Here is a 23,721-nt window from a genome sequence, read left to right as displayed (position 1 = left end):
CGGATCAGCCCTGGTAGCCCGGAGTGAACGACACCGGCAGCGCCACCAGCCCGCGCACCCATGCCGACGGACGCCAGACCAGCGCGTGCTCGGCCACCGCCAGCCGCAGGTCCGGCAGCCGGTCCAGCAGCACCTCGATCGCCGTGGTCGCGATCACCTCGGCCGCCTCCTGCGCCGGGAACGGGCAGCCGTGCTCGCCGTACGAGTAACTCAGGTGCGCCCGGTTGCCCTCCGCCGGACTGCCGTCCGGCTGGCGCACCGACGGGTCCGCGTTCGCGCCCGCGAAGCCCAGCAGCACCATGTCCCCGGCGGCGATCCGCTGCCCGGCGAGCTGGGTGTCCCGGGTCGCCCAGCGGCCCGCGAAGATCTGCGTGGGCGTGTCCTCCCAGAGCGCCTCGTTCAGCGCCTGGCTGATGCTGCGCCGGCCGCCGGACAGCGAGGCCGCGAACCGCTCGTCCGTGAGCATCAGCCGCAGCGCGTTGGAGATCCAGTACGAGCTGGGCTGGTGGCCGGCGATCAGGATGACCCGCAGGTCGCGCATGATCTCGTCGTGCGACAGGCCCGCCTCGTGCTGCAGCATCCGCGAGGCGAGGTCCTCCCCCGGGTGCTCGGCCTTCTCCCGCACCAGCTCCAGCATCACGGCGAGCAGCCGCTGCGCCCCGGCGGGCGCGTCCGGACCGCCGTCCAGCATGGTCAGCAGGCCGTCGATCAGGACCGGCGCCTGCTCCTCGCTCAGCCCGAGCAGCCGGCACAGGACGAGCAGCGGCATCCGGTGCGCGTACTCGGCGACCAGGTCGGCCTCGCCGCGCCCGGCGAACTCGTCGATCAGCCGGTCGGCGATCTCCTCGGCGTGCTTGCGCAGCTCGTACGGGTCGACGGCGGCCAGCGCGTCGGTGACCGCCCGCGAGCGGCGCACGTGCTCCTCGCCCTCGGCGTACAGGATCGACGGCACCGGGGCCATCATCGGCTTGAGCGGCCAGTCCTCGGGGATGGTCTCCCAGGCGTTCCAGCGGGTGGAGTCGCGGCCGAACAGCTGCGGCTGACCGGTCACCAGCTGCAGCTCGCGGTAGCCGATCACCAGCCAGGCCGGGACGCCGCCGGCCAGCTCGACCGGCGCGACCGGGCCGTGGGCGGCCCGCAGCTCGCGGTAGAGCTGGGCCGGATCGGTCTGGAAGCGCGGCCCGTACAGCGGGGTGGCGCCGGCGTGCGCCGGGCAGCCCGGCGGCGGGGTGGCGGCGGGCTCGGTCACGGGGTGCTCTCCTCGTACGGGGACGGGTCGGTGATGCCTTCTGCCGCGAGCGGGCCGGCCGGGAACGGATCGGCCGGGAAGGGATCGGCCGGGAGCGCGGCACCCAGGGCGTCGGCACCGAGGGCGTCGGCACCCAGGGCGTCGGCACCGAGGGCCTCTGCGACGGCAGCCTCGGCGGCAGCCGCTTCCACCCGGGCGGTCAGGTGGCGGACCAGCTCGATCAGCACCTGCTTGCTCGACTCCCGGTCGCGCGCGTCGCAGTCCACCAGCGGGACGTCGGCGGGCAGGTCGAGCGCCTCCCGGACCTGCTCCAGGGTGTGGGTCGGCGCGCCGAAGTTGTTCCGGGCCACGATGAACGGCGTGCCGTGGTGCTCCAGCCGGTCGATCGCGTACCAGGACTCCTCCAGCCGCCGGGTGTCCACCAGGACGACCGCGCCGAGGGCGCCGCTGAACAGCCGGTCCCAGAGGAACCAGAAACGTTCCTGCCCCGGCGCACCGAACAGGTACAGCACCTGGCTGGCGGAGAGCGTGATCCGGCCGAAGTCGAACGCGACCGTGGTGGAGCGCTTGCCCCAGGCGCCCGAGGGGTCGTCGATCCCCTCGCCCGCCTTGGTCATGGTCTCCTCGGTGTTCAGCGGACGGATCTCGCTGACCGCGCCGACCAGGGTGGTCTTGCCGACGCCGAAGCCGCCGACCACGACGACCTTCAGCGCGTTGTCGGCGGTCCCGCGCAGGGGGGTGCGCCGGGCCGCCGGGGCGTCAGAGCCGTTGGAGTCCATGCAGCACCTGCTTCAGCGTGTCGAGATCGGGCAGCCGGGCCTTGTTGGGCGCGAACCGGGGGTGGCGGGCGGTGATCGCCCCGGTCTCCAGCAGGTCGCCGAGCAGGATCTTCACCGCCGAGACCGGCAGCGCCAGCTCGGCAGCGACCTCCACGACGGCGGTCGGCGCCTCGCACATCCGCAGGATGCGGACGTGCTCCGACTGCATGCCCGACGCCGGCTCCCGCTCGGCGACGATCAGGGTGACCAGGTCGAAGGCGTTCTCCGGGGACCGGCTGCGGCCCCGGGTGATGGTGTACAGGCGGTCCGGGTCGTCGTCACGGCCCGGTAGGACCGGCCGGCCGGTCATGCCCGGGCGCTCTCTCGCACCGACGGGTCCACGTCCTCGCGGGCCGGGGCACTGAGGTGGACGCCGATCTGCTCGATCAGGCCGTGCATGTTGTGGCCGACCACGCCCACGTCCGCGTCGTCGTCGGTCACCACGGCGAGGTGGGCGCCCTCGCCGGCCGCGACGATGCAGAGGATGCCGCCGTGGAACTCGGTCATCGACTGCCGCACCCCGCCGGTGCCGTCGCCGAACTCGATCGAGGCGCCGTGCGCCAGGCTCTGCAGGCCGGAGGAGATCGCGGCCAGCTGGTCCGCCTGGTCGGTGCTGAGGCCCGCGGTGTGGCAGAGCTTCAGTCCGTCGGCGGAGAGCACCAGGGCGTGCCGGGTGCCGGGGGTGGCCGTCAGCAGGTTTTCCAACAGCCAGTCGAGGTCGCGATCGGTGGCGCTGCTCATGGGGAGTCCTTACTCGGTGACGGGGGAAGCGTCGGGCGTGGTGTCCGTGGTCGGTGCGTCGCCGCTCTTCGCCTGCTGGGCGGCGCGGCGGAAGGCGCCCAGCCGGGCCGCGGCGGTGGCGGCGTCGGCACGGGCGGGCTTGGCGGCGGGGGCCGCCGGGGCTGCGGTGGCGAGCGTCTGGCCGCGGCGGCGCTGCGGCAGACCGCTCTCGGTGACCGGCACCGGCGCCGCGGGTCGGACCGCCGGGGCCGGGGCCGCGGCGGTGGCCGGGGCCGCTGTGGCGGTCGGGGTCGCCACGGCGGTCGGGGTCGCCGCGGCGGTCGGGGTGGTCGGGATGGCCGCGGCGGGCGCCGGGGCTTCGGGTACGGCGGGCGCCGGGCGCGCGGGGGTGAGCGCCGCCGCCGGCGCGGAGGTGGGCGCGGGCGTCAGCGCCGGGCGCGCGGGAGCCGGCCCGGTCGTCCGCACCGGCGCGGGGGCGGGCGCGGGCTCCGGCGCGGGGTGCGTCACCAGCTGCTGCGGGATCAGCATCACCACCCCGGTACCGCCGCGCGCCGACGGCCGGAAGGAGATCTGCAGGCCGTGCTTGCGGGCCAGCGAGCCGACCACCGCGAGGCCCAGCCGGGTGCCCGCCGAGAGCGTGGCGAGGTCCAGCGGCTCGGCGGAGACGGCCCGCTCGGCCCGCCGCAGCCAGCTCTCGCTCAGACCCAGACCGCTGTCCTCGACGGAGACCGCCAGTCCGGCCGGCACCTCCTCGACGTAGACGTGCACCTCGGAGGGCGGGGCGGAGAAGTTGGTGGCGTTGTCCAGCAGTTCGGCCAGCGCGTGCATCACGCCCTCGGCCGCGAACCCGGCCACGGCGGCGGTGCTGGCGTTGTGCAGCCGGACCCGCTGGTACGCGCCGATCCGGCCGAGCGCGCCGCGCAGGACCGACTCCACCGCGATCGGCTTGGCCCACCGCCGACCCGACCGGGCGCCGGTCAGCACCGCGATGCTGTCGGCCATCCGGCCCGCCTGCGCGGTGGAGTGGTCCAGCCGCAGCAGGTCGCCGAGGACCTCCTCGTCGTGCCGGTGCTGCATCTCGCGCAGCTCGGCGTGCATGCTCGTGGCCAGCGCCTGCACCCGCCCGGCGGCGGTCGCGCAGACCGCGAGGGCGGCGGCCCGCAGCCGCTCGCCGCGGCCGACCTCCTCGGCGACGGCGCGCAGCAGCGCGTACTGCGGGTGCTTGCGGTGAGCGGCCAGCGCGCTGTCGACGGACGCGCCGTCACGGAGCTTCCGCACCACCCCGGGCAGCACCTCGTCGGCCAGCCGGTCCAGCTCCTCCCGCCGCGCGCGCTCCGCCTCGACCTCGGCCTGCGCCTGGGCCAGGTCGCCGCGGGCCACGTCGAACGCGGACTCGGCCCGCGCCCGCAACGTCCGGTCGGCGTCACGCTCGGCCTCCGCCGCGGCCGCCCGGGCCAGCGCGGCCTTCTCGGCCTGCTCGGCGGTGCCGGCCCGGACGAGCGCCGCCCTGACCTCCTCGTCCTTCGCGGCGAGCTGCTCGGTCAGCCGGCGGGCGCGCTCGGTGGTGCTCGACGCCAGGCCGACCGCGATCAGCCAGAGCACCGTCACCGCACCGACCGCGACGGCGGTCAGCGGCTGGTGGGCCGCCACGGCCCGGCCGAACGCGGCCGGGGCGACGACCACCGTCAGGAGCACGGCGGCCGCCGTGACGACCACGGTGCGCGCGGCGGGCCGTCGGGCCGGCCCGCCCTCGGGGCTGGTGCGTTCTGTCATCGGTGCGGTCCTCGGCAGCGGCGGGCGTCGACGGGCGGACGCCGACAGCGGGGGCGGGCGAATGCGCGACCGCCCGGCTGACGTGGTGAAACGTCTCCGGGCGGCTGATCGGTTCACGCTTTCGGCCGATCATATCCATTCAGCTTTTCGCCTCAACCGGCGAGTTGACGGTCAGTCTCCGCCGTTCACGCTTCGTGCACCGAACCGCGACCAGCCCGCCGCACCAGGCTCAGTCCAACCGGGCCTCCACCGCCCCGCGCAGCGCCGCGAAGTCCAACCCGTGGTCGGCGACGACCCGTGCCCCGAGACCCTCACCCTCCCGGAGCACCCCGAGCACCAGGTGCCCGACCCCGATCCGGCCGGACTTCAGCCGCAACGACTCCCGCAACGACAGCTCCAGCACCTTCCTCGCCCGCGCCGTGAACGGGCTGCGCCGCCCCTTCGGCTCGGACCGGAACCAGCCGCGCCGCCGCGACCCCGGCTCCTCCTCCGGCGCGGCGTCCAGGGCCCCCTCACCGAAGACCGACTCCACCGCCTCCCGCACCGCGTCCAGGTCCACCCCGATCGCCGCCAGCGCCTGCGCGTCGTCCCCCTCCCCCAGCAGCCGCCGCACCGCCCGACGGGCGGTCTCGTGGTCCAGGCCCGCATCGACCAGCACCGCCGCCGCCGGCTCCTCCGGCTCCGCCAGGACCGCCAGCAACAGGTGCTCCGTCCCGACGTACCCGTGCCGCAGCTCGGCCGCCTCCTGCTGCGCCCGCATCACCACGCGCCGCGCACCATCGGTGAAACGCTCGAACATCACTCGCCCTCCGTCCCCGTCCCGGATTCCCCGGCCCCTCGCCTCGCGTACTTCTTGTGCACCGCCTGCCGGCTCACCCCGAGGCAGATCGCGATGTCCTGCCACGACCAGCCCTGCTGCCGCGCGTTGCCCACCTGCAACCCCTCCAGCCGGTCCGCCAGATCACGCAACGCCCGGACCGCCCGGAGCCCCACCGCCGGATCCCGACTCCCCGCCGCCGCCGCAAGCTCCCTGCCCTCACTCATGCTGTCAACTTAGGTTGACATCCCCTCTCCTGTCAACCCTGGTTGACACCACGGGTGCGAAGAAGGCGGGGCGAGGACACGCAAGTCCTCGCCCCGCCTCAGCGGTGGATCACCGCCCGGGAGTCACCACCCGGGATACTGGCGCAGAGTACTTATTCCTGGCGTGCCGTATTCCCAGCCTCACCCGCAGTTCGAGCGCGTCGTCGAGGCCCAGGCCAGGGGCAGCCGAGCTGGTCGGCAAACTCCTTCGAACCTCCGCAGACCTCAGCGACCTCGCGGGGTTCCTCGGCCGTGAGACTCGCCTCAAGGTGTTCGGCCTGGTCAGCCGGGTCGTCTCCGGAGACCGGAATGGTCATCCTGAACTGAAGCCAGGGGCGGTCTGCCCTGATCGCGGAGCGGCCGGGGTGGAACAGGAAGATGGTGATCTGGTCAGGTTCCCAGGGCCAGGCGGAGACGGCGCCCAGCTCGCAGTCCCACGTCGTCAACCAGTCGGTGTGCTCCCGGAGCCGCTGTTCCAGCAGTCTGGCGACCGTTCGGGCTGGCCACTCCCAGCTGTGGTCCGTCGTGGCCCGGTGGACCTCTGCCTCGTACTCATCGGCGTCGAACCGGAACTCTGGGAGATTGACCTCCTCGGCATCCGGGTTGCGCCAACCGCTCCAGACCACTTGCTGCCCTTCGCGCCTGATTGTCACGTAGACAGCACCGCAGCATCCTTCGGTGCACCCAGCCTCAGCTAGCCGAACCTCACGAGGGACGTTGGTCGCATTCAGCGGCGCGTTCGGGCCCAACAGGCAGCGAGGGTCCTCTGCGGAGCCCTCATCGAACACGTCGGTCAGGATGTCTCGTCCGTCGACGATCGGTCGGCATTCCACGCTGGCCCTGGTTCCAAGAGGAGGCACGACGATGCGCAGGGACATCCGATGCGGTTGTGTAGTCACTGCCTGATTTTGTCGGGTCATATGGGAGCCACTGCTCCGGTGTGAATGAGAGCCGGGTCTAGGCCGTTCGTGGCGATGGTGTACTCGACCGTGGCGGGTGTTCTTCGGCGAGTTCGGGAGCCAGTCCGGCGAGATTGGGAGCCACTGATCGGGTGACCTGGTGGGCGTGGGCGGAGTGTCCGCAGGGGCTCGGGTGGGGGGGTCGGTAGCTTGTGATCGCAGGCCCGGGTCGCCTCCCTGACAAGTCGCGGCCAGGGCCTCGCTTCAGACCGGTGTTCGGCGCCAGCTGAACCCCCGACAGGGCTGTTGTCGGTTGGCTGCGGTTTACTCACCGTTGTGGACACAGCGGAAACGTGGATCGAGAAGCTCGCAGCCGTCACAGGCTGGGAGACCACGAGGACCAGGACGATCGACTGGCCCTCGGTGGAGTCGCGACTCGGCACTCCTCTACCGACCGACTACAAACTCTTGGCGGAGCGCTTCGGCTCCGGCGAGTTCACCGAGTATCTGTGGTTCTCGACGCCCGACTCGCCGAGCCCCCATCACGATCTGATCGAAGACGCCAAATGGCTTGGCGATCAGGCCCTTGCCACCCCCCGGATCAGCGAGCTCTATCGCCCCTACCTGGTCTTCCCTGCCGCCGGTGGCCTGCTCAAGTGGGGCGACTCCGTCCAGGCTGACCAGTTCTACTGGTTGACCGAATCTGCCGATCCTGACGAGTGGCCGATTCTCGCCCAAGCACATGAGGACGTCGACGAATGGGAACGCTTCGACGGCTCCACCAGCGAGTTCATATACCGGATCCTTACGGACCCCCAGCAGCCCTGCTCAATAGCGATGTTCTTCGAAGCTCACGCCTTCAAGTCGTTTGAGCAGATCAGCGAACCCGACAGCGAGTGGGACGCCGATCCGCATTGGTAGGTTCTCGGACGAATGGGGTCCAGCTCTCCGTGCTGCTGGCGGCGTGTCAGTTCGGGGTGGGGAAGAGAGATTCTTGGGTGGCCTGGTAGCGGTAGGACTCGGTGCCGGTCTGGATCAGGGTGCAGCGGAAGGTGATCCGGTCGGCGATGGCCGCGCAGAGGCGGGCGTCGCCGAAGGTCTTGTCCCACTCGGTGAAGGGTGAGTTCGTGGCGACGGCAGTGGCCTTGCGCTCCTCGCGCTCGGTGAAGATCTGGAACAGCAGCTTCGCGCCCTTGCGGTCCAGGTTCAGGTAGCCGAACTCGTCCAGGCACAAAAGATCGATCTTGCTGTAGCGGGCGATCACCGAGGACAGCCGACGGCTCGCGTCGGCCTCGGCGAGCTCGTTCACCAGCGCGCTGGTGGTGGTGTAGCGCACCGACAGGCCGGTCTCGGCGATCGCGGTGCCGATGCCGATCAGCAGGTGGGACTTGCCGGTGCCGGAGTCGCCGATCAGCACCAGCGGCCGCCCCTCACGGACCCAGGTCGGGGACTTCAGGTCCGCCACGACCTCCGGGGTGACGTTCGGGTTCTTCTCGAAGTCGAAGTCCTCCAACCGCTTGGGCCGCGGAAATCGGGCCAGCCGCAGCAGCCGCTGCTGGCGGCGAAGGTCCCGGTCGGCGAGTTCGACCTGCAGCAGGTCCAGCAGGAACTGCTTGTAGGTGGCCTGCTCGCGCCGGGCGGTGCCCGCCAGGTCGATGAACCGCTCGCGGAACGCCGGCAGGCGAAGCTCGCGGCATGCCTCGTCGATGAGCATGTCCTCCGGGTCACCGGGCAGCGACATCCTGCGGCCGGGGACCTTGCCGGTGTCCTGCTCGTCGTCCTGGTCGGTGACGGTGATGGTCGGCCTCATGCGCCATGGCCTTTCTGCGTCTGGCTGTCGCGGCTGGCGACCGGGCTCAGCAGCCGGTCGTACTTGCTCATGTCGGGCAGTGCCGGCCGCGGGTCGGGCGGCAGGCGGCGCGCGTGCAGGGAGATCACCTGGGCCCCGGCCGCGGGCGCGTCTGCGGCCGCCTTGTCGGCGTCGGCCAGGAGCTCGGCGTCGTCTGCGTCGGTGCCCTCCATCGCCTTGCGGGCCTCGATCGCGACCATGTCGGTGGAGACCGACCCGACCCGCAGGCAGGTCTCCATCGCCGCCACCAGTGCCTCCGGCGGGAGCTGGCGGTGCAACAGCAGCACCTCGATCAGCATCCTGGTGCCCTCGCGGTCACCGGCCCTGGTCTTCGCCGCCGCCCAGAACGCCTCGTGGACCTTGGTGAAGCCGCCCTCCGCGCGGGCCTGCGCCAGCGCGGAGGCCCCGGCGAACGCGCCGGGCTTGGCCAGCAGGATCTCCAGGTAGTGGTCCAGGAAGTCGTGGTAGGTGTAGCGGCGCGTCAGCCGCGGGTGCCGGGCGACGACCTTGCGTCCGTCGAACACCCACAACTCGTTCGCCCGCAGCTTGACGCGCACCCTGGTGCCGATGAACTTCGCCGGCACCGAGTAGTAGCACTGCCGCACCGTGATCCGGGAGTTCCGCGCGACAACGGGGGTCAGGTCGATCCCGCAGTCATAGTCGTCCACTGGCAGCGGCCGCAGCCGGTCCCGCTCGGCCTCGAAGTCGAACCCGATCGACGTCGGCCGGCCGTGGATGTGCCGGGCGTCCTCCGCGATGTCGATCGCGGCCAGCCGCTCGTTCAGCTCCGCCAACGAGTCGACCACGGGTGGCGGGACCAGGTGCTTGCGGCGGAACCGGCCGCCCTCGTGCTCCACCCCGCCCTTCTCGTGGGCGCCGTCCTCACCGGGCGCGCAGTAGAACGCCGAGAACTGATACCAGGACTTGAACGACGCCCACCGCGCCGACTCCAACCTGGAGCGCCCGAACAGCACCTGCTTGACCGCCGGCTTCAGGTTGTCGTACCGGATGTGCACCGACGGCACCCCGCTCAGCACCGTGAACGCCTCCAGGTGCCCTTCGAGGAAGGCCTCCTGGGACGCGGTCGCATAGACCCGGTGCACCGCTTTGCCCGAGTAGGAAAGCCGCAGCGTGAACAGCACGCACTTGCGCCGCTGCCCGGCCAGGTCCAGCCAGAAGTCCGCGAAGTCGACCTCCGCCTCTTCGCCCGGCCTCTTCGCCTGCGGCACCATCCCGTCCAGGTGCCGGCGTCCCTCCAGCGCCTCCGCGCGGATCTCCGGACGCCGCTTGGACACGTAGTCCCAGACCGTGGTGGGACGGGCCTGCTCGAAGTCGTGCTCCGCGGCCAGACGCTCGATGATTCGCGGGATCGTGTGCTTCTGCTTCGCCGGAGCGTCCAGGTCCTCGCGCAGCATCGCGTCGATGAAGCCCTTCACCGGCTCCAGCACGCTCTTGCGCGGCGGCGGCGACTTGCGCTTCGGCGGCACCGGCGACTCCAACGCCTTCTTCACCGTGTTCCGCGACACCTTGAACCGCACCGCGAGCTCCCGCCCGGACAGCCCCTGCTCACGCTTGGCCCGGCGGATCCTCTCGAACAGCCACTCACGTGACCTGTGCACCAGCGGTCTCCCTGACCTGGACCGTGATCAACAGGCACAGCGTGACGGCCGAACAGCCCAAGCCCCCACGATTACTCCAAAAGCGGCATGTTCCACACCATCACACCAACTGGCTCCCGATCTCGCCGGAGAACGACTGGCTCCCCAACAGACCGAAGCCGTGGCTCTACTTCACCCCGGTAAAAACACACTGCCTGATGGTCTCGGAGTCAACAGCAGTTGTCAGTCGCGTTTCTGCTTGGGGAGGAGAGTGCCTCCGGCTTGGGTTTAGCCCTACCCGGACTTGTCTGGATGTTACGGGCCCGGGCGGCCAGGTAGTCGGCCCAGGAGGTCTTGGCGAACCCGGCCCAGCGGACGGCCGTGTTGGGGTGAAGTCCGAGAATGCTCGCGAGGACCGGTGCGGGCAGATCACCGGAGAGGGCGACCAGGGCTGCACTCCTGGCCGGTCTGGTGTCGATGCCGTGGGACAGGAGTTTCGAGCTGAGCCCGGTCTGTGAGATGGGGCGGCCGGGGACGAGGCCAGGGAAGAGCCAGGGCTCGCCGCGGTAGTTCGGGCAAGAGCGGCCCGGGTATGGGGTGCTTCGGCCAACTGGTGCAGGAGCTTGGCGAGCCGGGGCGGCAGCAGGATCGGGTGCTGGTCGATGGTGAGGTAGCTGTTGCCGTCACCGCGGGTGAGTTGGGTCGCGGCCAGGTGCCGGACGTGGGAGGCATGCAGACCGAAAAGGAGGATCAATGCGCCGGCGGCGGCCCGAGTGTCTAGGGCCATGGTCGAGTCGGTCAGGCACCGTTTCAGCAGCTGCCAGCGGTCGTCTTCGTCCATCATCTGGCTGGGCTGTTGACGTGGAATGGAAGGAACCGCGAGTTTCCCGGCGAGGTCGCGGCCTGCGGTCCAGGATAGGAAGTAGCGGATCGCGTAGGTGCGGGTGTTGCCTTCATCGAGCCAGTGGTCGAGGTCTTCTTGCTGGAGTTCGCCCAGCGCGATGCCGTGCTCGTCGAGCCAGGCGAGGAACTCCAACGCCACCAGGACACGGGTGCGAAGGAACGAACCTGGCTCGGCTGGGCGGCGACGCTGGGCGGCACGTCGTCGGGCCCGTCGCAACAAGTGCCAGTGCGCGTAAGGACGGACCAGCTGGACGTGGCCGGCGGGCCGGTCGACGAGGACAGTGTCCAGCCAGGCAGGGATGCGGTCGAGTTCCTCATCTCGCTCTGGGAGGGCGCCAAGGTGCACAAGGGCGTGACGGACGTAATGCAGGTGTCGACTGGGCGGTAGCTGGTCGAGACGCTGGTGCGTGATCGGTTCGCCGGAGGCGGCCAAGCCGAGGAGCAGGGCGGCGTTCGGGCTGTGCTTGAGCCACTGCAGGACGCTTCGAGGATGATCGGCCAAGGCAAGAGCGTCACTCAGCGGCTGTAGCTGTGCAGGAATGTGCCCCTCGGGGCCGGACAACAGCTGCTGGAGGCGTTCTGCGAGCACGCAGCGGGCGCACTGGCAGTCGGCGTAGGTCCGGCCGCCGAGCCCGCAGGTGCGGCAGGTGTAGTCGAAGGAAGTGCCAGAGCAGGCTCCACAGACCCCTGTGCCGTCTTCGGCGATGCCGATCAGCGGCTGGTGACGGCCGCATCCCGAGCAGGTCGTCGGTGTATCCAGCACGATGGTGTAGCAGGTCGAGCAGACCGGTCCGATCGGCCAGTGGGCGTGGACGCGGCGGGTCCGCCCGCAGCGGCAGCATTCCTGGGTTGGCCCCGGGCGGCAAGGCTGGCAGACCCATGCCCCGCCCCTTCCGCGCTGGCAGGGGCGTGCTTCCCCGCAGGTGGAGCAGGTCTTGGTTGGCCCGTTGTAGCACTCCGCGCAGATGTCCGGCCGTGATCTGGAGGCCCTGTGGGCGATGCGCCGGACCTGTCCGCAGCGGCCGCATTCCCGGGTGGGCTTCTGCTTCTGGTGGTGGCAAGAAGCACAAAGTGGCCCCCCGGAGCCGTTCGACTTGGCCGGACCGACGGTTCCGCAGCTGACGCAAATGTGCTGCGGGCGAGACCAACAGGCCGTGCAGAGTGGCGAGTTGTCCGATTTCCGGGTCACGGGCATGCGGAGCTGGCCGCAAGCGGCGCGCTTTTCGACGACGTTAGGGTCAACGCTGTAACAGGAGTAGCAAATGCGACCGTCGGACCGTCGGGCGGCGAGCCGGGTGCCACTGCGGCCGCATCGGTCGCAGGTGCCCTTGTTGGCGCGCGCGAAGCAGTTCGTGCAGAGGCGTCCGTGGGGCCGGACCGCGGGAGCTTCACGTTGGATCTTCCGCAGTCGGTGCAAGCCGGGCGGATCACCTCCGTGTGCCCGGTGGAGCTGAGGATCTCGGCGAGTCGGAGGATCACCAATGGGCAGTGGGCATCCCAGAGACCAGAGCGTGGGGGTGGTTGGCGAGGTGCTGGTCGAGGTCACGCAGCGGGATGCCCTGGGAGGCCCTGGCCTCTGTTACCACTCGGAGAGCCCTCTCCTGATCGAGGCCTGGCACTGAGGTGGTGAGGGTGGTGATCACGCGGTCGAGGGCGGCTTGACGCTGTTCGGCTCGCTGGCAGTCACGGGTGCGGGTCATAGTCCCTCGGGGCGCCGGATCGTGGTCCTGCGGGCAGTCGGCAGCGGCCGGACCAGGGCTTCGTCTGCGGTTTTGCGGATCTCTTCGTTGACGACTTGGACTTCGATGAGGTCGCCGGGCTGGCAGTCGAGGATGTCGCAGAGTGCTGCGAGGGTGTCCATGGATAGCCGTTGAGGGGGCTGGGTGACCAGGCGGAATACCTGTTCGCGGGAGAGAGTGATGCCCCGCTCTGCGAGCGGTCCGACCAGGTCGGTGGTCTGGAACATCTGCCGGGTGGCCATGATCTGCCGCAGGTGCCAGTGGTAGCCCATCTTCTTGATCACGTCTCGTCGTCCTCCCAGAGTTCGGCGTACCGTTCCTTCAACATCCGCTGGAGCAATCGGTTGCGGTACTCGTCCGAGACGCCGGTGTAGATCGCGGTGGTGCTGGCGTAGGCGTGGCCGACCTGGTCCTGGACGAACCGCTCGGGATAGCCGAACTCCACGAGATGGGTCACGTAGCTGTGGCGAAGCCCATGCAAATCGAGCTCTTCCGGCAGGTCAGCGGCCTTGCGGGCGATCTCGAACGCCTCGTCCAGTCGTCGCGGCGACATCCGTCCGCGGCGCTCGGTGATCCAGAGCGCGGGGTGCTTGCGCGGGGAGAAGGCCGGCCGGACCTCCTCCAGGTACTGGCCGAGCAGGTCGACGCTCCAGTCCAGTTCGGGAACGGTCAGGACAGTGCGGCGCTTGGGTGGACCGCCCTTGGAGGACTTCCCGAAGCGCACGAACAGGCCTCCGAACCGCTCGTACTGAGACATCTTCGGATTCTGCCGAAAGTCCGCCAGATCGAGACCGCACGCCTCCTGGCGACGAAGCCCGTAGGCGTAGACGGTCTTGAGCAGGATCGCGTCCCGCGGAGCGGCGATTGAGCCCTTCCGGTGCCGAGCCCGGATCTCGTCAACCCGGGCGTCCGCCGCGTCGAACAGGGCCTGGACCTCGTCGTAGGTCAGCGGGCGCCGGCCGGGATTGCCCTCGTACTCGCTGCTGTGGGTGACCGTGTTCCACTCGTGCAGGATCTGCGCGGCGCCTGACCGAACTGGTCCAGGCACCGCAGTGGCCAGCCGTAGCGGGCATCGGTGACGTACTCGCAGAACAGGCGAAGCGCGTTCTGGTAGTTCCGGGCCGTCGACACCGCGAAGGTCGTCCGCCGCGATCTCAGATGGTCGATGAACGCCTCGACCTCAGCAGGCTCCCACTGCCACGGGTACTGGTTGGTGAATTCCGCGAAGCGCTGCACCACTGATAGCCGCGGCTTGATCGTCCCGTCCTCGTCCAGGAAATGGGTCCTCTGCTGCCGGGCCCAGCCGTCCAGCATCGCGTTGAAGACCGCTGGCTCGGGGTCGAGATGAACGACTCCGTCCGCCAGCACCAGGTGCGCGGCACCAGGCAGATCAACAGCTCGACTCACGATGCATCTAACGCAACATCGTTGAGTTGGTTACGCCAGTGGGGAGCAGAAACGGGCCGGCCGCCCCAGGTGTAGGCTCGGGGCGGCCGCGTGTCACTTCTTCTTACCAGGCCTCGTCTGCGACAAGGCACTGGCCGCCACAGACTTCTGCGCCGCGGTCGACTTCGAACTGCTCAGCTGCTTGCTAGCCTTCGAGGCAACCTTCTTGCTGGTCTCCTTGGGGTTCTTTGCCAATCGAATCACCTCCTTCCGGGCTGTTTTGCCTCACAGCCCGGACCGTGATGTGATGCAGGTTCTGACGCGAGCAGGACATCACGTTCCTGACTGCAGCAAGCGCCCGGCCTCCTACAAGGCCGGGCGTTCGCCTTTCCGGCGGCTCTCGCTGCCGGAAACCCATGGGCTATAGCCCGCATCACCTGAGCCGAACGCAGTTGCCTCATTGACTTCTCGGTAGTGCTGTCATCCAAGGCCCGCAGTGATACCAGGGCATCCCCGGCATCATCACGTGAGGCAGCCACTTTCCGAGTCGGAGCACGGCCCAACCCCGTCACCCCAACGTCCACACGTTCCCCTCTCCACAGAAGCTTCGAGAACTCCACGGAGAGACTGCGACGTTGTGTGAGGTTCCCACGTAGAGAGGAACGCACAGCGCAAGGCAACTGCCTGTGCCCTCTTCTGGACGTCGTGATCAACCATCCTCTAGTCAGAGAGGAGGGTTGATCACGACGCCGGCCGGTTGGAGAGCGGTCTATTCGCCCTTCAACCGGTCACCTTCAGCGCCGGGGAAGCGCCAGAAGGTTGTTCGTCCATACGCCGTCGGCGTGCGTCTGGAGGTACTTGGCGCCGTAGCTAGGAGTCCGGACCGCGACGTCGGCCCGGTTGCCCCTGCCGTCGTCGGTGAACGCCTTGCCGTTCTTGTCCTCGATCCACGCGACGATCTCGGCCCGCGAGTTGTCGCCGGTCTCTCCGGTCGCCGGGTTCGTCCACCAGAGGTGGACGATGTGCTGGTGCTCTGAGCCACCCGAAAGACGAGTGCCCGTGATCTGAATCGCCATTTTTTGCTGTTCTCCTCACATGCTGTGCCGCTTGGCGGCCTACCAGTGAGGGCCGTACGCTCTGTGTGTAACCACGGGTTGCGTAGCGACCCTCAACTGAGGCGGGCCTGCCAGGGCTCGCCTCAGTTCGTCTTCGTGGACCCTTACGTCTGGACAGCAGGCTCCTTGTCCTGATCGCAGGGCTCTGGCTCACTGTCGGGGTCTGGGGGCAGTGCATCGTTCGGCTTGAGCCCGAGGATCACCGTCGTAGGGTCGGATGAGTACCCATACGTGGCCGCCAAGCTGACCCGAGTCGACGCGTACCACCGGGGGTTAGGTCCGGTGTCTTCGTCATCGAGCATGCGAGCTACTGCAAAGCCCACCGTGCTCTTCGGATCACCCATCCGCATCCTGTCGCCGTTTTTCGCGACGATGACCATGTCCCCCTGGCATTTCGGGCAGTAGCACGCCATGACGTCGGTGACCACACGTGCGACAGCCAGCGAACCCTCCAAGGAGGTCACGTGCTGGCGTGCGACGTACTCCAGCTCGCTCAGAGCAAGCTCTCGAGCTATGCGAGCCCGGACCAGGAACTTCCATACCGGCAGCAGTTCCTTCAGTGCCTCGATCGGCGCTCCGCCGTCTCGAGCTCGCAGAATCCACGTGACCAGCTCGACAACGATGGCGGGGTAGGCGCCGGCGCGGGATCCAACTCGCACCGACCTCGGGAGCAGTCCCTCGGTGACGTAGAAGGTGAGCTGGCGATCGCTGACCGAGAAACCTTCGGCCCGCACTCGCGCGATCAACTCTGACTTGGTGATCAAGTCCGGCGCACCGTCCTGCAGCTGGAGGTACTCCAAGAAGCCGTTCTCTTCCATCGCCATGTTCACCTCCACCGCCACTGTTTACAGTGCCACTGTACCGAACATCAGCCCCATTATCACTGTTTTTCGCTACAGCGCAAGTGCTCCGCTTCGGTCCCAGTGCTCGACTCCGTCTGGTTGCTCATCTACTGCCTGAGTACGAGGGGGAAATGCTCAGGTGCCACGGCGCCCTACACCCCGCGTCAGTCCCGGGTCAGGTCCACGAAGCGCAAGTAGTGGCCCTGGAACGTCACCGTGATCGTCGCGGTGGGGCCGTTGCGGTGCTTGGCCACGATCATGTCGGCCTCGCCGGCCCGGGGGGACTCCTTCTCGTAGGCGTCCTCGCGGTGCAGCAGGATGACCATGTCGGCGTCCTGCTCGAGCGAGCCAGACTCGCGCAGGTCGCTGACCATCGGCTTCTTGTCGGTGTGCTGCTTGGGACCACGGTTCAGCTGGGAGAGCGCGATCACCGGGACCTCCAGCTTCTTGGCCAGCAGCTTGAGGTTGCGGGACATGTCCTAGCACCACAAGCGCGAGGCGGGGGCGCCAGCCTGGGGCTGGCGCCCCCGCCTCAGAGATCGCGCGTCAGATCAGGAACTGCCGAGTGCTGCACTCGATGCAATTCCGCTCGGGATCAGCTGCAGCCGCTGGTGGAGCCGCAGCCCTCGCAGAGGTAGCAGCTGCCGGCGCGGCGCATCTTGGTGCCGCAGGAGAAGCAGAGCGGGGCGTCGGCGTTGAGGCCGAGCTGGATCTCCAGCAGCTCCGTGGAGTTGTGCGCCTGGGCCGGGGCGGCCTTGGGCGCCTCGACCGCCGCCGGGGTGGCGGGCTTGGTCACCGGGGCGGACTGGGCCAGCGTCTCGGTGTCCAGCTCCTCGGCCTCCAGCGGCTCGTAGGAGCCGGTCTCCAGGTGGCGCTGGCGCTCCTCGACGGAGTGGATGCCGAGCGCCGAGCGGGTCTCGAACGGCAGGAAGTCCAGCGCCAGGCGGCGGAAGATGTAGTCGACGATCGACTGCGCCATCCGCACGTCCGGGTCGTCGGTCAGACCGGCCGGCTCGAAGCGCATGTTGGTGAACTTCGAGACGTAGGTCTCCAGCGGCACGCCGTACTGGAGGCCGACCGAGACGGCGATGGAGAAGGCGTCCATCATGCCCGCGAGGGTCGAGCCCTGCTTGGACATCTTCAGGAAGACCTCGCCGAGGCCGTCGTCCGGGTAGGAGTTGGCGGTCATGTAGCCCTCGGCGCCACCGACCGTGAAGGAGGTGGTGATGCCCGGGCGGCCCTTGGGCAGGCGCTTGCGGACCGGACGGTACTCGACGACCTTCTCGACCGCGGCCGGGGCGGCCTCGGCCTTGGCCTCGGCGGCCTCCGGAGTCTTGGTCTTCGCCGAGAGCGGCTGGCCGACCTTGCAGTTGTCGCGGTAGATCGCCAGCGCCTTCACGCCGAGCTTCCAGGCCTGGAAGTAGATCTCCTCGACCTCTTCGACGGTGGCGCTCTCCGGCATGTTCACCGTCTTGGAGATGGCGCCGGAGATCCACGGCTGGATCGCCGACATCATCCGCACGTGACCCATCGGCGAGATGGAGCGCTCGCCCATCGCGCAGTCGAAGACCTCGTAGTGCGCGGTCTTCAGGCCGGGCGCGTCCACCACGTTGCCGTGCTCGGCGATGTGGGCGACGATCGCCTCGATCTGCTCGTCCTGGTAGCCGAGGCGCTTCAGGGCGCGCGGGACGGTGCCGTTGACGATCTGCATCGAGCCGCCGCCGACGAGCTTCTTGAACTTGACCAGCGCGAGGTCCGGCTCCACGCCGGTGGTGTCGCAGTCCATCATCAGGCCGATGGTGCCGGTCGGCGCGAGCACCGAGGCCTGGGCGTTGCGGAAACCGTTCTGCGCGCCGATGCGCAGCACGTCCTGCCAGGTCTCGGTGGCCGCGGCCCAGACCGGGGCGTCCAGGTCGTCGACCGAGACGGCGGCCTCGGAGGCGTCGGCGTGCTGCCGCATGACCCGCTGGTGCGGGGCGGCGTTGCGGGCGTAGCCGTCGTACGGGCCGACGACGCCGGCGAGTTCGGCGCCGCGGCGGTAGGCGGTGCCGGTCATCAGGGAGGTGATGGCGCCGGCCAGGGCGCGGCCGCCCTCGCTGTCGTAGGCGTGGCCGGTGGCCATCAGCAGGGCGCCGAGGTTGGCGTAGCCGATGCCCAGCTGACGGTAGGCGCGGGTGGTCTCGCCGATCTTCTCGGTCGGGAAGTCGGCGAAGCAGATGGAGATGTCCATCGCGGTGATGACCAGCTCGACGACCTTGGCGAAGGTCGCGGCGTCGAAGGAGTCGTCGTCGCGCAGGAACTTCATCAGGTTCAGCGAGGCGAGGTTGCAGCTGGAGTTGTCCAGGTGCATGTACTCGGAGCAGGGGTTGGACGCGTTGATGCGGCCGGACTCCGGGCAGGTGTGCCAGTGGTTGATGGTCGAGTCGTACTGGATGCCGGGGTCGGCGCAGGCCCAGGCGGCCTCGGCCATCTTGCGGAAGAGCTTCTTCGCGTCGACGGTCTCGATGACCTCGCCGGTCATCCGGGCACGGAGGCCGAATTCGGTGCCGTTCTCGACGGCGGTCATGAATTCGTCGTTGACGCGGACCGAGTTGTTGGCGTTCTGGTACTGGACGGAGGTGATGTCGTCCCCGCCGAGGTCCATGTCGAAGCCCGCGTCGCGCAGGGCGCGGATCTTCTCCTCCTCCTTCACCTTGGTCTCGATGAAGGCCTCGACGTCGGGGTGGTCGACGTCCAGGACGACCATCTTGGCCGCGCGGCGGGTGGCGCCGCCGGACTTGATGGTGCCGGCGGAGGCGTCGGCGCCGCGCATGAAGGAGACCGGGCCGGAGGCGTTGCCGCCGGAGGAGAGCAGCTCCTTGGAGGAGCGGATCCGGGAGAGGTTGAGGCCGGCGCCGGAGCCGCCCTTGAAGATCATGCCCTCTTCCTTGTACCAGTCGAGGATCGACTCCATGGAGTCGTCGACGGCCAGGATGAAGCAGGCGCTGACCTGCTGGGGCTGCTTGGTGCCGACGTTGAACCAGACCGGCGAGTTGAAGCTGAACACCTGGTGGAGGAGGGCGTGGGTCAGCTCGTGCTCGAAGATCTCGGCGTCACCCGGGGTGGCGAAGTAGCCGTTCTTCTCACCGGCGGCGCGGTAGGTGAGCACCACGCGGTCGATGATCTGCTTGAGGCTCCACTCGCGCTGGGGGGAGCCGACGGCGCCGCGGAAGTACTTCGAGGTGACGATGTTGACGGCGTTGACCGACCAGAAGTCGGGGAACTCGACGCCGCGCTGCTCGAAGTTGATCGAGCCGTCGCGCCAGTTGGTCATGACGACGTCGCGCCGCTCCCAGCGGACCTCGTCGTAGGGGTGAACGCCAGGGGTGGTGTAGATGCGCTCGATCCGCAGACCGCCCTTGGGGGCCTTGCCGGCGCCCTTGGCCGCGGTCTTGTCGGACTTCGACCCGCGTGCGGAACCGCTCGTGGTGTCTGTCACTTCTCGCTCCTCCTCCTGGGCAAACGCCCAAAGTGCCCTGAAAAGTCCGGGCACCGCTGGTTCGCTCTTCCGGTGTGCGGACAGGCGACGACCTGCCTGCTTCCGCACGGTTCGTGGTGTTCCGTGCACCGTTTCCGGGCACGCGTCGACCCCGCAGGGGGCCGGTGTGGCGGCCGGCCCCGTGGGGCCGGTGTACTGCGCCGGCCTCCTAGGGCGCGGCGGCGGGGACGGGCACGCAGGTGCCGTCCGCCTCGGGGACGGGCCGCTCGGCGCGGAGTTCCGCGATGGCGGCCTCGAAGTCTTCCAGTCCGTCGTACGCCTGGTACACGCTGGCGAACCGCAGGAAGGCGACCACGTCGAGCTCCTTCAGCGGTCCGAGTATGGCCAGCCCGACGTCGTGGGTGGTGAGCTCGGCGTTGCCGGTGGCCCGCACGCACTCCTCGACCCGCTGGCCGAGCTGGGCGAGGGCGTCCTCGGTGACCGGGCGGCCCTGACAGGCCTTGCGGACTCCGGAGATGACCTTCTCCCGCGAGAACGGTTCGGTGACGCCGCTGCGCTTGATGACCATCAGCGCGGCCGTCTCCACGGTGGTGAAGCGGCGGCTGCAGTCCGGGCACTGCCGGCGACGGCGGATGGAGCTGCCGTCTTCGGTGGTCCGACTGTCGACGACGCGGCTGTCGGAGTGCCGGCAGAAGGGGCAGTGCACCTGAGGATCCCTCCCTGGCAGGACGTGCGGACCCGTCGAGTCTATGCGATGACGACCGGGCCTCGGCAAGCTGATCATGCGACGTGACCACTAGTACTGGGCACGGTGAGGACTGTAGCCACTACATGTAGGTCTCCGGGGGAGGCGGCACCCCTGGCGTGTCGGCCCGGATTAGACTGCCGGAGTCGACTTCGAGTCGAACATTTAATCGATGTACAACAAAGCCTTGATCGAGTCAGCCAACTCCCGAATAATTCACTCGAACGTGTGTTTGGCGCAACCTTTCGATAGGAGGTGCCGTTGGGCTGGAAAAGGGAGAGGACAGCCGTCGAGAGGGGCCGCCGTGAACACGATCGAAAGCAACACCATCCCGGTGCAGGAACACTCCCAGCTCAAGGTGGGGCAGCGCACCACGAACCAGCAGAGTGTGGACGTCAGCATGGACCGTAGCGAAGACCACCGCCTCTCCGGCCCGGCCATTTCCAACACGAGCCGCGTTCCCGACCAGCCGATCGAACACTCCCCCGCGCTGGACGACGCGCACCCCGCGCCCGCCCGTTCGATGCCCGGGCGCCCCCCCGGCATCCGCACCGACGAGGCCGGGCTGACCGAGCGCCAGCGCCGGGTGATCGAGGTCATCCGGGACTCCGTCCAGCGCCGCGGCTACCCGCCGTCCATGCGCGAGATCGGCCAGGCCGTCGGCCTGTCCAGCACCTCCTCGGTGGCGCACCAGCTGATGGCCCTGGAGCGCAAGGGCTTCCTCCGCCGGGACCCGCACCGCCCCCGCGCCTACGAGGTCCGCGGCGTCGAGGTGGCCCGCCCCAACACCGCCGAGACGGCCGGGCGCCCCTCCACCTCGTACGTGCCGCTGGTCGGCCGGATCGCCGCCGGCGGTCCGATCCTGGCCGAGCAGACGGTCGAGGACGTCTTCCCGCTGCCGCGCCAACTGGTCGGCGAGGGCGAGCTGTTCGCGCTCACCGTGCGCGGCGACTCGATGATCGAGGCGGCCATCTGCGACGGTGACTGGGTCACCGTCCGCCGCCAGCCGGTCGCCGAGAACGGCGACATCGTGGCCGCGATGATCGACGGCGAGGCCACCGTGAAGCGGCTCAAGCGCGAGGACGGCCGGATCTGGCTGATGCCGCACAACCCGGCGTACGAGCCGATCAACGGCGACAACGCGACCATCCTGGGCAAGGTCGTCGCGGTCCTGCGCCGCCTCTGACGCCCGCGCCACGGCACGCACCGGGAAGGGGCTCCACCGCACTGCGGGGAGCCCCTCCGGCGTCTCTGCGAGCACCTTGTGCCCGATGCCCCGGCACCCGAGCCCCGGCGCCCGGACTCCTACGCCCACACCCCGGGCCAGCTCGGCCCCGGCGCAAAGGCGGGTCGGACAGCCGCGGCCTAGCCCCGCCTCACCACCGGCCGGACCGGCGCCGCCGAGGCGTCGATCGCCGCCAGCGAGCGGCGCACCTGGTTGCGGTCCGTGGTGTACCAGAACTCCGGCATCGAGGACCGGAAGAAGCCCCCGTAGCGCTTGGTCTCCACCCGCGGGTCCAGCACCGCCACCACGCCGCGGTCGTCGGCCGCCCGCACCAGCCGGCCCGCGCCCTGCGCCATCAGCAGCGCCGCGTGGGTGGCCGCGACGGCCATGAAGCCGTTCCCGCCACGCTGCTCGACGTCCTTCTGGCGGGCGCTCATCAGCGGGTCGTCCGGGCGCGGGAACGGGATCCGGTCCATCACCACCAGCTGGCAGGCCGAGCCGGGCACGTCCACGCCCTGCCAGAGCGACAGCGTCCCGAACAGGCAGGTGGTGGCGTCCGAGGCGAACTCGCGGATCAGCTCGCCCAGGGTGTCCTCGCCCTGGAGCAGGATCCGGTTGTCCAGCCGCTCGCGCATCGCCTCGGCCGCCGTCTGGGCACCCCGCATCGAGGAGAACAGGCCCAGCGTCCGCCCGCCGGCCGCGCCGATCAGCTCGGCCAGCTCGTCCAGCATGTCCGGGCGCTCCGGGTCGCGGCCCGGGTCGGCCAGGTGCCTGGCGACGTAGAGGATGCCCTGCTTGGGGTACTTGAACGGCGAGCCGACGTCGATGCCCCGCCAGTGCGGCACCGGTTCGTCGCCGAAGCCGGCGCCGGTCTCCGGGTTGTCGCCGGGCTCGCGCACGTCCGGCAGCCGGGCCTCCGAGGGCAGGCCGACCGAGGCGGCGACACCGTTGAAGTCCCCGCCGAGTTTGAGGGTGGCCGAGGTGAGGACCACCGAGCGTTCCTTGTACAGGCCCTCGCGCAGCAGCCCGGAGACGCTCAGCGGGGCGACCCGCAGCGAGGCGGCACCCATCCCGAAGCGGTCGCTGCGCTCGATCCAGACCACGTCGTACTCGGAGTCGGCGAGCAGCCGCTCGGCCGTCTCGTGCAGCGTCTCGGCGGAGGCCATCGCCTGCTTGCGCACCGCGTCCTCGTCGCTGAGCGCCTTGTCCCTGGTCTCGCCGAGCGAGGTGATCACCTGGCGGCTGGCGTCCCGGATCGCGGTGACCGCGTACGCCAGGTACTCGGGCAGCTCCTCCACCCGGCCGGGCTGGGCGGTCTCCATCAGGCCGTGGTAGTTCTCCGCGGCGGCCTGGAGGGCGTCCACGGCCTTCTCGTTGGCCAGCCGGGCGGCCCGCTTCACCGCCCGGTTGACGGCGCCGACGGTGAGCTCGGCGGTGGCCGCGCCGGTGACCCGGTTGACCAGCTCGTGCGCCTCGTCGACGATCAGCAGCCCGTGCTCGGGCAGCACCGGCGCGCCCTCGATCGCGTCGATCGCCAGCATCGCGTGGTTGGTGACCACGACGTCCGCCAGCTTGGCCCGCTCGCGGGCCTTCTCGGCGAAGCACTCCTGCCCGTACGCGCACCGGGTGGCGCCCAGGCACTCCTTCGAGGTGACCGACAGCTGGGCCCAGGCCTTGTCGGAGACGCCGGGCGTCATGTCGTCCCGGTCGCCGGTCTCGGTCTCGTCGGCCCACTCGCGCAGCCGCAGCACCTCCTGCCCGAGCTTGCCGGCCGGACCGCCCATCGCCTCGACCGGGTCGAACAGGCCCTCGCCCTCGTCGCTCGGGGTGCCCTCGTTGGCCCGGTGCAGGCACAGGTAGTTGGAGCGGCCCTTGAGCATCGCGAACAGCGGCCGCCGGCGCAGCACCGGGTGCAGCGCCTCCACCGTGCGCGGCAAGTCCCGCTCGACCAGCTGGCGTTGGAGCGCCAGGGTGGCGGTGGCGACCACCACGCGGTCCCCGTGGGCGAGGGCCGGCACCAGGTAGGCCAGGGACTTGCCGGTGCCGGTGCCGGCCTGCACCAGCAGGTGCTCACCGTGGTCGACGGCGTCGGCGACGGCCTCGGCCATCCGGACCTGGCCGGGGCGCTCGACGCCGCCGACGGCCGCCACGGCGGCGTGCAGCAGCTCGGGCAGTCGGGCGCGCGGGACGGCCTCGACCGCGGCCGAATCGTCGGCCGCTTCTTCGGCGGCGTCGGCGGGGAGCTGGGATTCGGAGTCGTTCGTCATGACCCTCCCAC

At 69.8% G+C, this 23,721-nt stretch carries 18 protein-coding genes and 3 pseudogenes; 3 read left to right on the top strand and 18 right to left on the bottom strand.

All coding sequences use genetic code 11. The annotated features are described in order from the left end of the window. Positions 1–4 precede the first annotated feature (4 nt). The 8 genes and pseudogenes from ACFVHB_RS32235 to ACFVHB_RS32200 all read right to left on the bottom strand — a co-directional run bounded on the left by ACFVHB_RS32235 (position 5) and on the right by ACFVHB_RS32200 (position 6,542). Entirely contained in the window at positions 5–1,249 is a 1,245-nt protein-coding gene (locus tag ACFVHB_RS32235) for a cytochrome P450 (protein WP_380329279.1), read from the bottom strand. A 152-nt stretch (positions 1,250–1,401) separates the two neighbouring features. Next, positions 1,402–2,028 (bottom strand): annotated as a pseudogene (locus ACFVHB_RS32230) (ATP/GTP-binding protein); the annotation flags it as partial. Beyond that, entirely contained in the window at positions 2,009–2,377 is a 369-nt protein-coding gene (locus ACFVHB_RS32225) for a DUF742 domain-containing protein (protein WP_380329277.1), read from the bottom strand. The pseudogene ACFVHB_RS32230 and the gene ACFVHB_RS32225, both read right to left, overlap by 20 nt. Then, positions 2,374–2,808 (bottom strand): roadblock/LC7 domain-containing protein, encoded by a 435-nt coding sequence (locus tag ACFVHB_RS32220; protein ID WP_380329275.1) that lies wholly within the window; start codon positions 2,806–2,808, stop codon positions 2,374–2,376. Before ACFVHB_RS32220 ends, ACFVHB_RS32225 begins: the two co-directional genes overlap by 4 nt. A gap of 9 nt (positions 2,809–2,817) precedes the next feature. Next, the gene (locus tag ACFVHB_RS32215; protein ID WP_380329273.1) at positions 2,818–4,581 is read right to left on the bottom strand and encodes a sensor histidine kinase; all 1,764 of its coding nucleotides are present in this window, start codon (positions 4,579–4,581) and stop codon (positions 2,818–2,820) included. A 229-nt stretch (positions 4,582–4,810) separates the two neighbouring features. Continuing rightward, a complete protein-coding gene (locus ACFVHB_RS32210) occupies positions 4,811–5,380 on the bottom strand; it encodes a Clp protease N-terminal domain-containing protein (RefSeq protein ID WP_380329271.1) in 570 nt (189 codons plus the stop codon). Continuing rightward, positions 5,380–5,625, bottom strand: a complete 246-nt coding sequence (locus tag ACFVHB_RS32205) for an RNA polymerase subunit sigma-70 (protein WP_380329269.1) — start codon at positions 5,623–5,625, stop codon at positions 5,380–5,382. Before ACFVHB_RS32205 ends, ACFVHB_RS32210 begins: the two co-directional genes overlap by 1 nt. 152 nt (positions 5,626–5,777) lie before the next feature. Next, positions 5,778–6,542: a hypothetical protein gene (locus tag ACFVHB_RS32200; protein WP_380329267.1), complete on the bottom strand. Its 765-nt coding sequence runs from the start codon at positions 6,540–6,542 to the stop codon at positions 5,778–5,780. A 357-nt stretch (positions 6,543–6,899) separates the two neighbouring features. Between ACFVHB_RS32200 and ACFVHB_RS32195 the strand changes: the two genes are divergently transcribed. Further along, the gene (locus tag ACFVHB_RS32195) at positions 6,900–7,484 is read left to right on the top strand and encodes an SMI1/KNR4 family protein (protein ID WP_380329265.1); all 585 of its coding nucleotides are present in this window, start codon (positions 6,900–6,902) and stop codon (positions 7,482–7,484) included. 46 nt (positions 7,485–7,530) lie between these two features. Here the strand turns inward: ACFVHB_RS32195 and istB are convergent, their stop codons facing one another. Then, positions 7,531–8,373, bottom strand: coding sequence for an IS21-like element helper ATPase IstB (istB, locus tag ACFVHB_RS32190; RefSeq protein ID WP_380329263.1), 843 nt, complete (start codon positions 8,371–8,373; stop codon positions 7,531–7,533). Next, the gene (gene istA / locus ACFVHB_RS32185; protein WP_380329262.1) at positions 8,370–10,031 is read right to left on the bottom strand and encodes an IS21 family transposase; all 1,662 of its coding nucleotides are present in this window, start codon (positions 10,029–10,031) and stop codon (positions 8,370–8,372) included. The genes istB and istA overlap by 4 nt, the downstream gene beginning before the upstream one ends. A 943-nt stretch (positions 10,032–10,974) precedes the next feature. Here istA and ACFVHB_RS32180 point away from each other — a divergent pair. Next, a complete protein-coding gene (locus tag ACFVHB_RS32180; RefSeq protein ID WP_380329260.1) occupies positions 10,975–11,301 on the top strand; it encodes a hypothetical protein in 327 nt (108 codons plus the stop codon). Between the two features lie 1,308 nt (positions 11,302–12,609). On the opposite strand, the gene ACFVHB_RS32175 is transcribed toward ACFVHB_RS32180, so the two are convergent. The 7 genes and pseudogenes from ACFVHB_RS32175 to nrdR all read right to left on the bottom strand — a co-directional run bounded on the left by ACFVHB_RS32175 (position 12,610) and on the right by nrdR (position 20,179). Then, positions 12,610–12,936 carry a helix-turn-helix domain-containing protein gene (locus tag ACFVHB_RS32175; RefSeq protein ID WP_380329258.1) on the bottom strand — a complete coding sequence of 109 codons (327 nt, stop codon included), beginning with the start codon at positions 12,934–12,936 and terminating at the stop codon, positions 12,610–12,612. Beyond that, positions 12,933–14,059: pseudogene (locus ACFVHB_RS32170) on the bottom strand (tyrosine-type recombinase/integrase). Before ACFVHB_RS32170 ends, ACFVHB_RS32175 begins: the two are co-directional and overlap by 4 nt. A 773-nt stretch (positions 14,060–14,832) precedes the next feature. After that, positions 14,833–15,114: a DUF3892 domain-containing protein gene (locus ACFVHB_RS32165; RefSeq protein WP_380329256.1), complete on the bottom strand. Its 282-nt coding sequence runs from the start codon at positions 15,112–15,114 to the stop codon at positions 14,833–14,835. A 143-nt stretch (positions 15,115–15,257) separates the two neighbouring features. Next, positions 15,258–15,977, bottom strand: a complete 720-nt coding sequence (locus tag ACFVHB_RS32160) for a hypothetical protein (protein ID WP_380329254.1) — start codon at positions 15,975–15,977, stop codon at positions 15,258–15,260. Positions 15,978–16,159: 182 nt separating this feature from the next. Next, positions 16,160–16,474: pseudogene (locus ACFVHB_RS32155) on the bottom strand (DnaB-like helicase C-terminal domain-containing protein); the annotation flags it as partial. A gap of 116 nt (positions 16,475–16,590) precedes the next feature. Further along, positions 16,591–19,473 (bottom strand): vitamin B12-dependent ribonucleotide reductase, encoded by a 2,883-nt coding sequence (locus ACFVHB_RS32150; protein ID WP_380329252.1) that lies wholly within the window; start codon positions 19,471–19,473, stop codon positions 16,591–16,593. A 208-nt stretch (positions 19,474–19,681) separates the two neighbouring features. After that, positions 19,682–20,179 carry a transcriptional regulator NrdR gene (gene nrdR, locus ACFVHB_RS32145; RefSeq protein WP_380329250.1) on the bottom strand — a complete coding sequence of 166 codons (498 nt, stop codon included), beginning with the start codon at positions 20,177–20,179 and terminating at the stop codon, positions 19,682–19,684. A gap of 562 nt (positions 20,180–20,741) precedes the next feature. Between nrdR and lexA the strand changes: the two genes are divergently transcribed. Next, entirely contained in the window at positions 20,742–21,404 is a 663-nt protein-coding gene (gene lexA / locus ACFVHB_RS32140) for a transcriptional repressor LexA (protein ID WP_224281048.1), read from the top strand. Positions 21,405–21,583: 179 nt separating this feature from the next. Here the strand turns inward: lexA and ACFVHB_RS32135 are convergent, their stop codons facing one another. Continuing rightward, the gene (locus ACFVHB_RS32135; RefSeq protein WP_380329248.1) at positions 21,584–23,710 is read right to left on the bottom strand and encodes an ATP-dependent DNA helicase; all 2,127 of its coding nucleotides are present in this window, start codon (positions 23,708–23,710) and stop codon (positions 21,584–21,586) included. Between the last annotated feature and the right edge of the window lie 11 nt (positions 23,711–23,721).

This window comes from Kitasatospora sp. NPDC127111, assembly GCF_042677465.1.
Classification (GTDB): Bacteria; Actinomycetota; Actinomycetes; order Streptomycetales; family Streptomycetaceae; genus Kitasatospora.
This window is presented reverse-complemented; position numbering and strand designations above follow the sequence as displayed.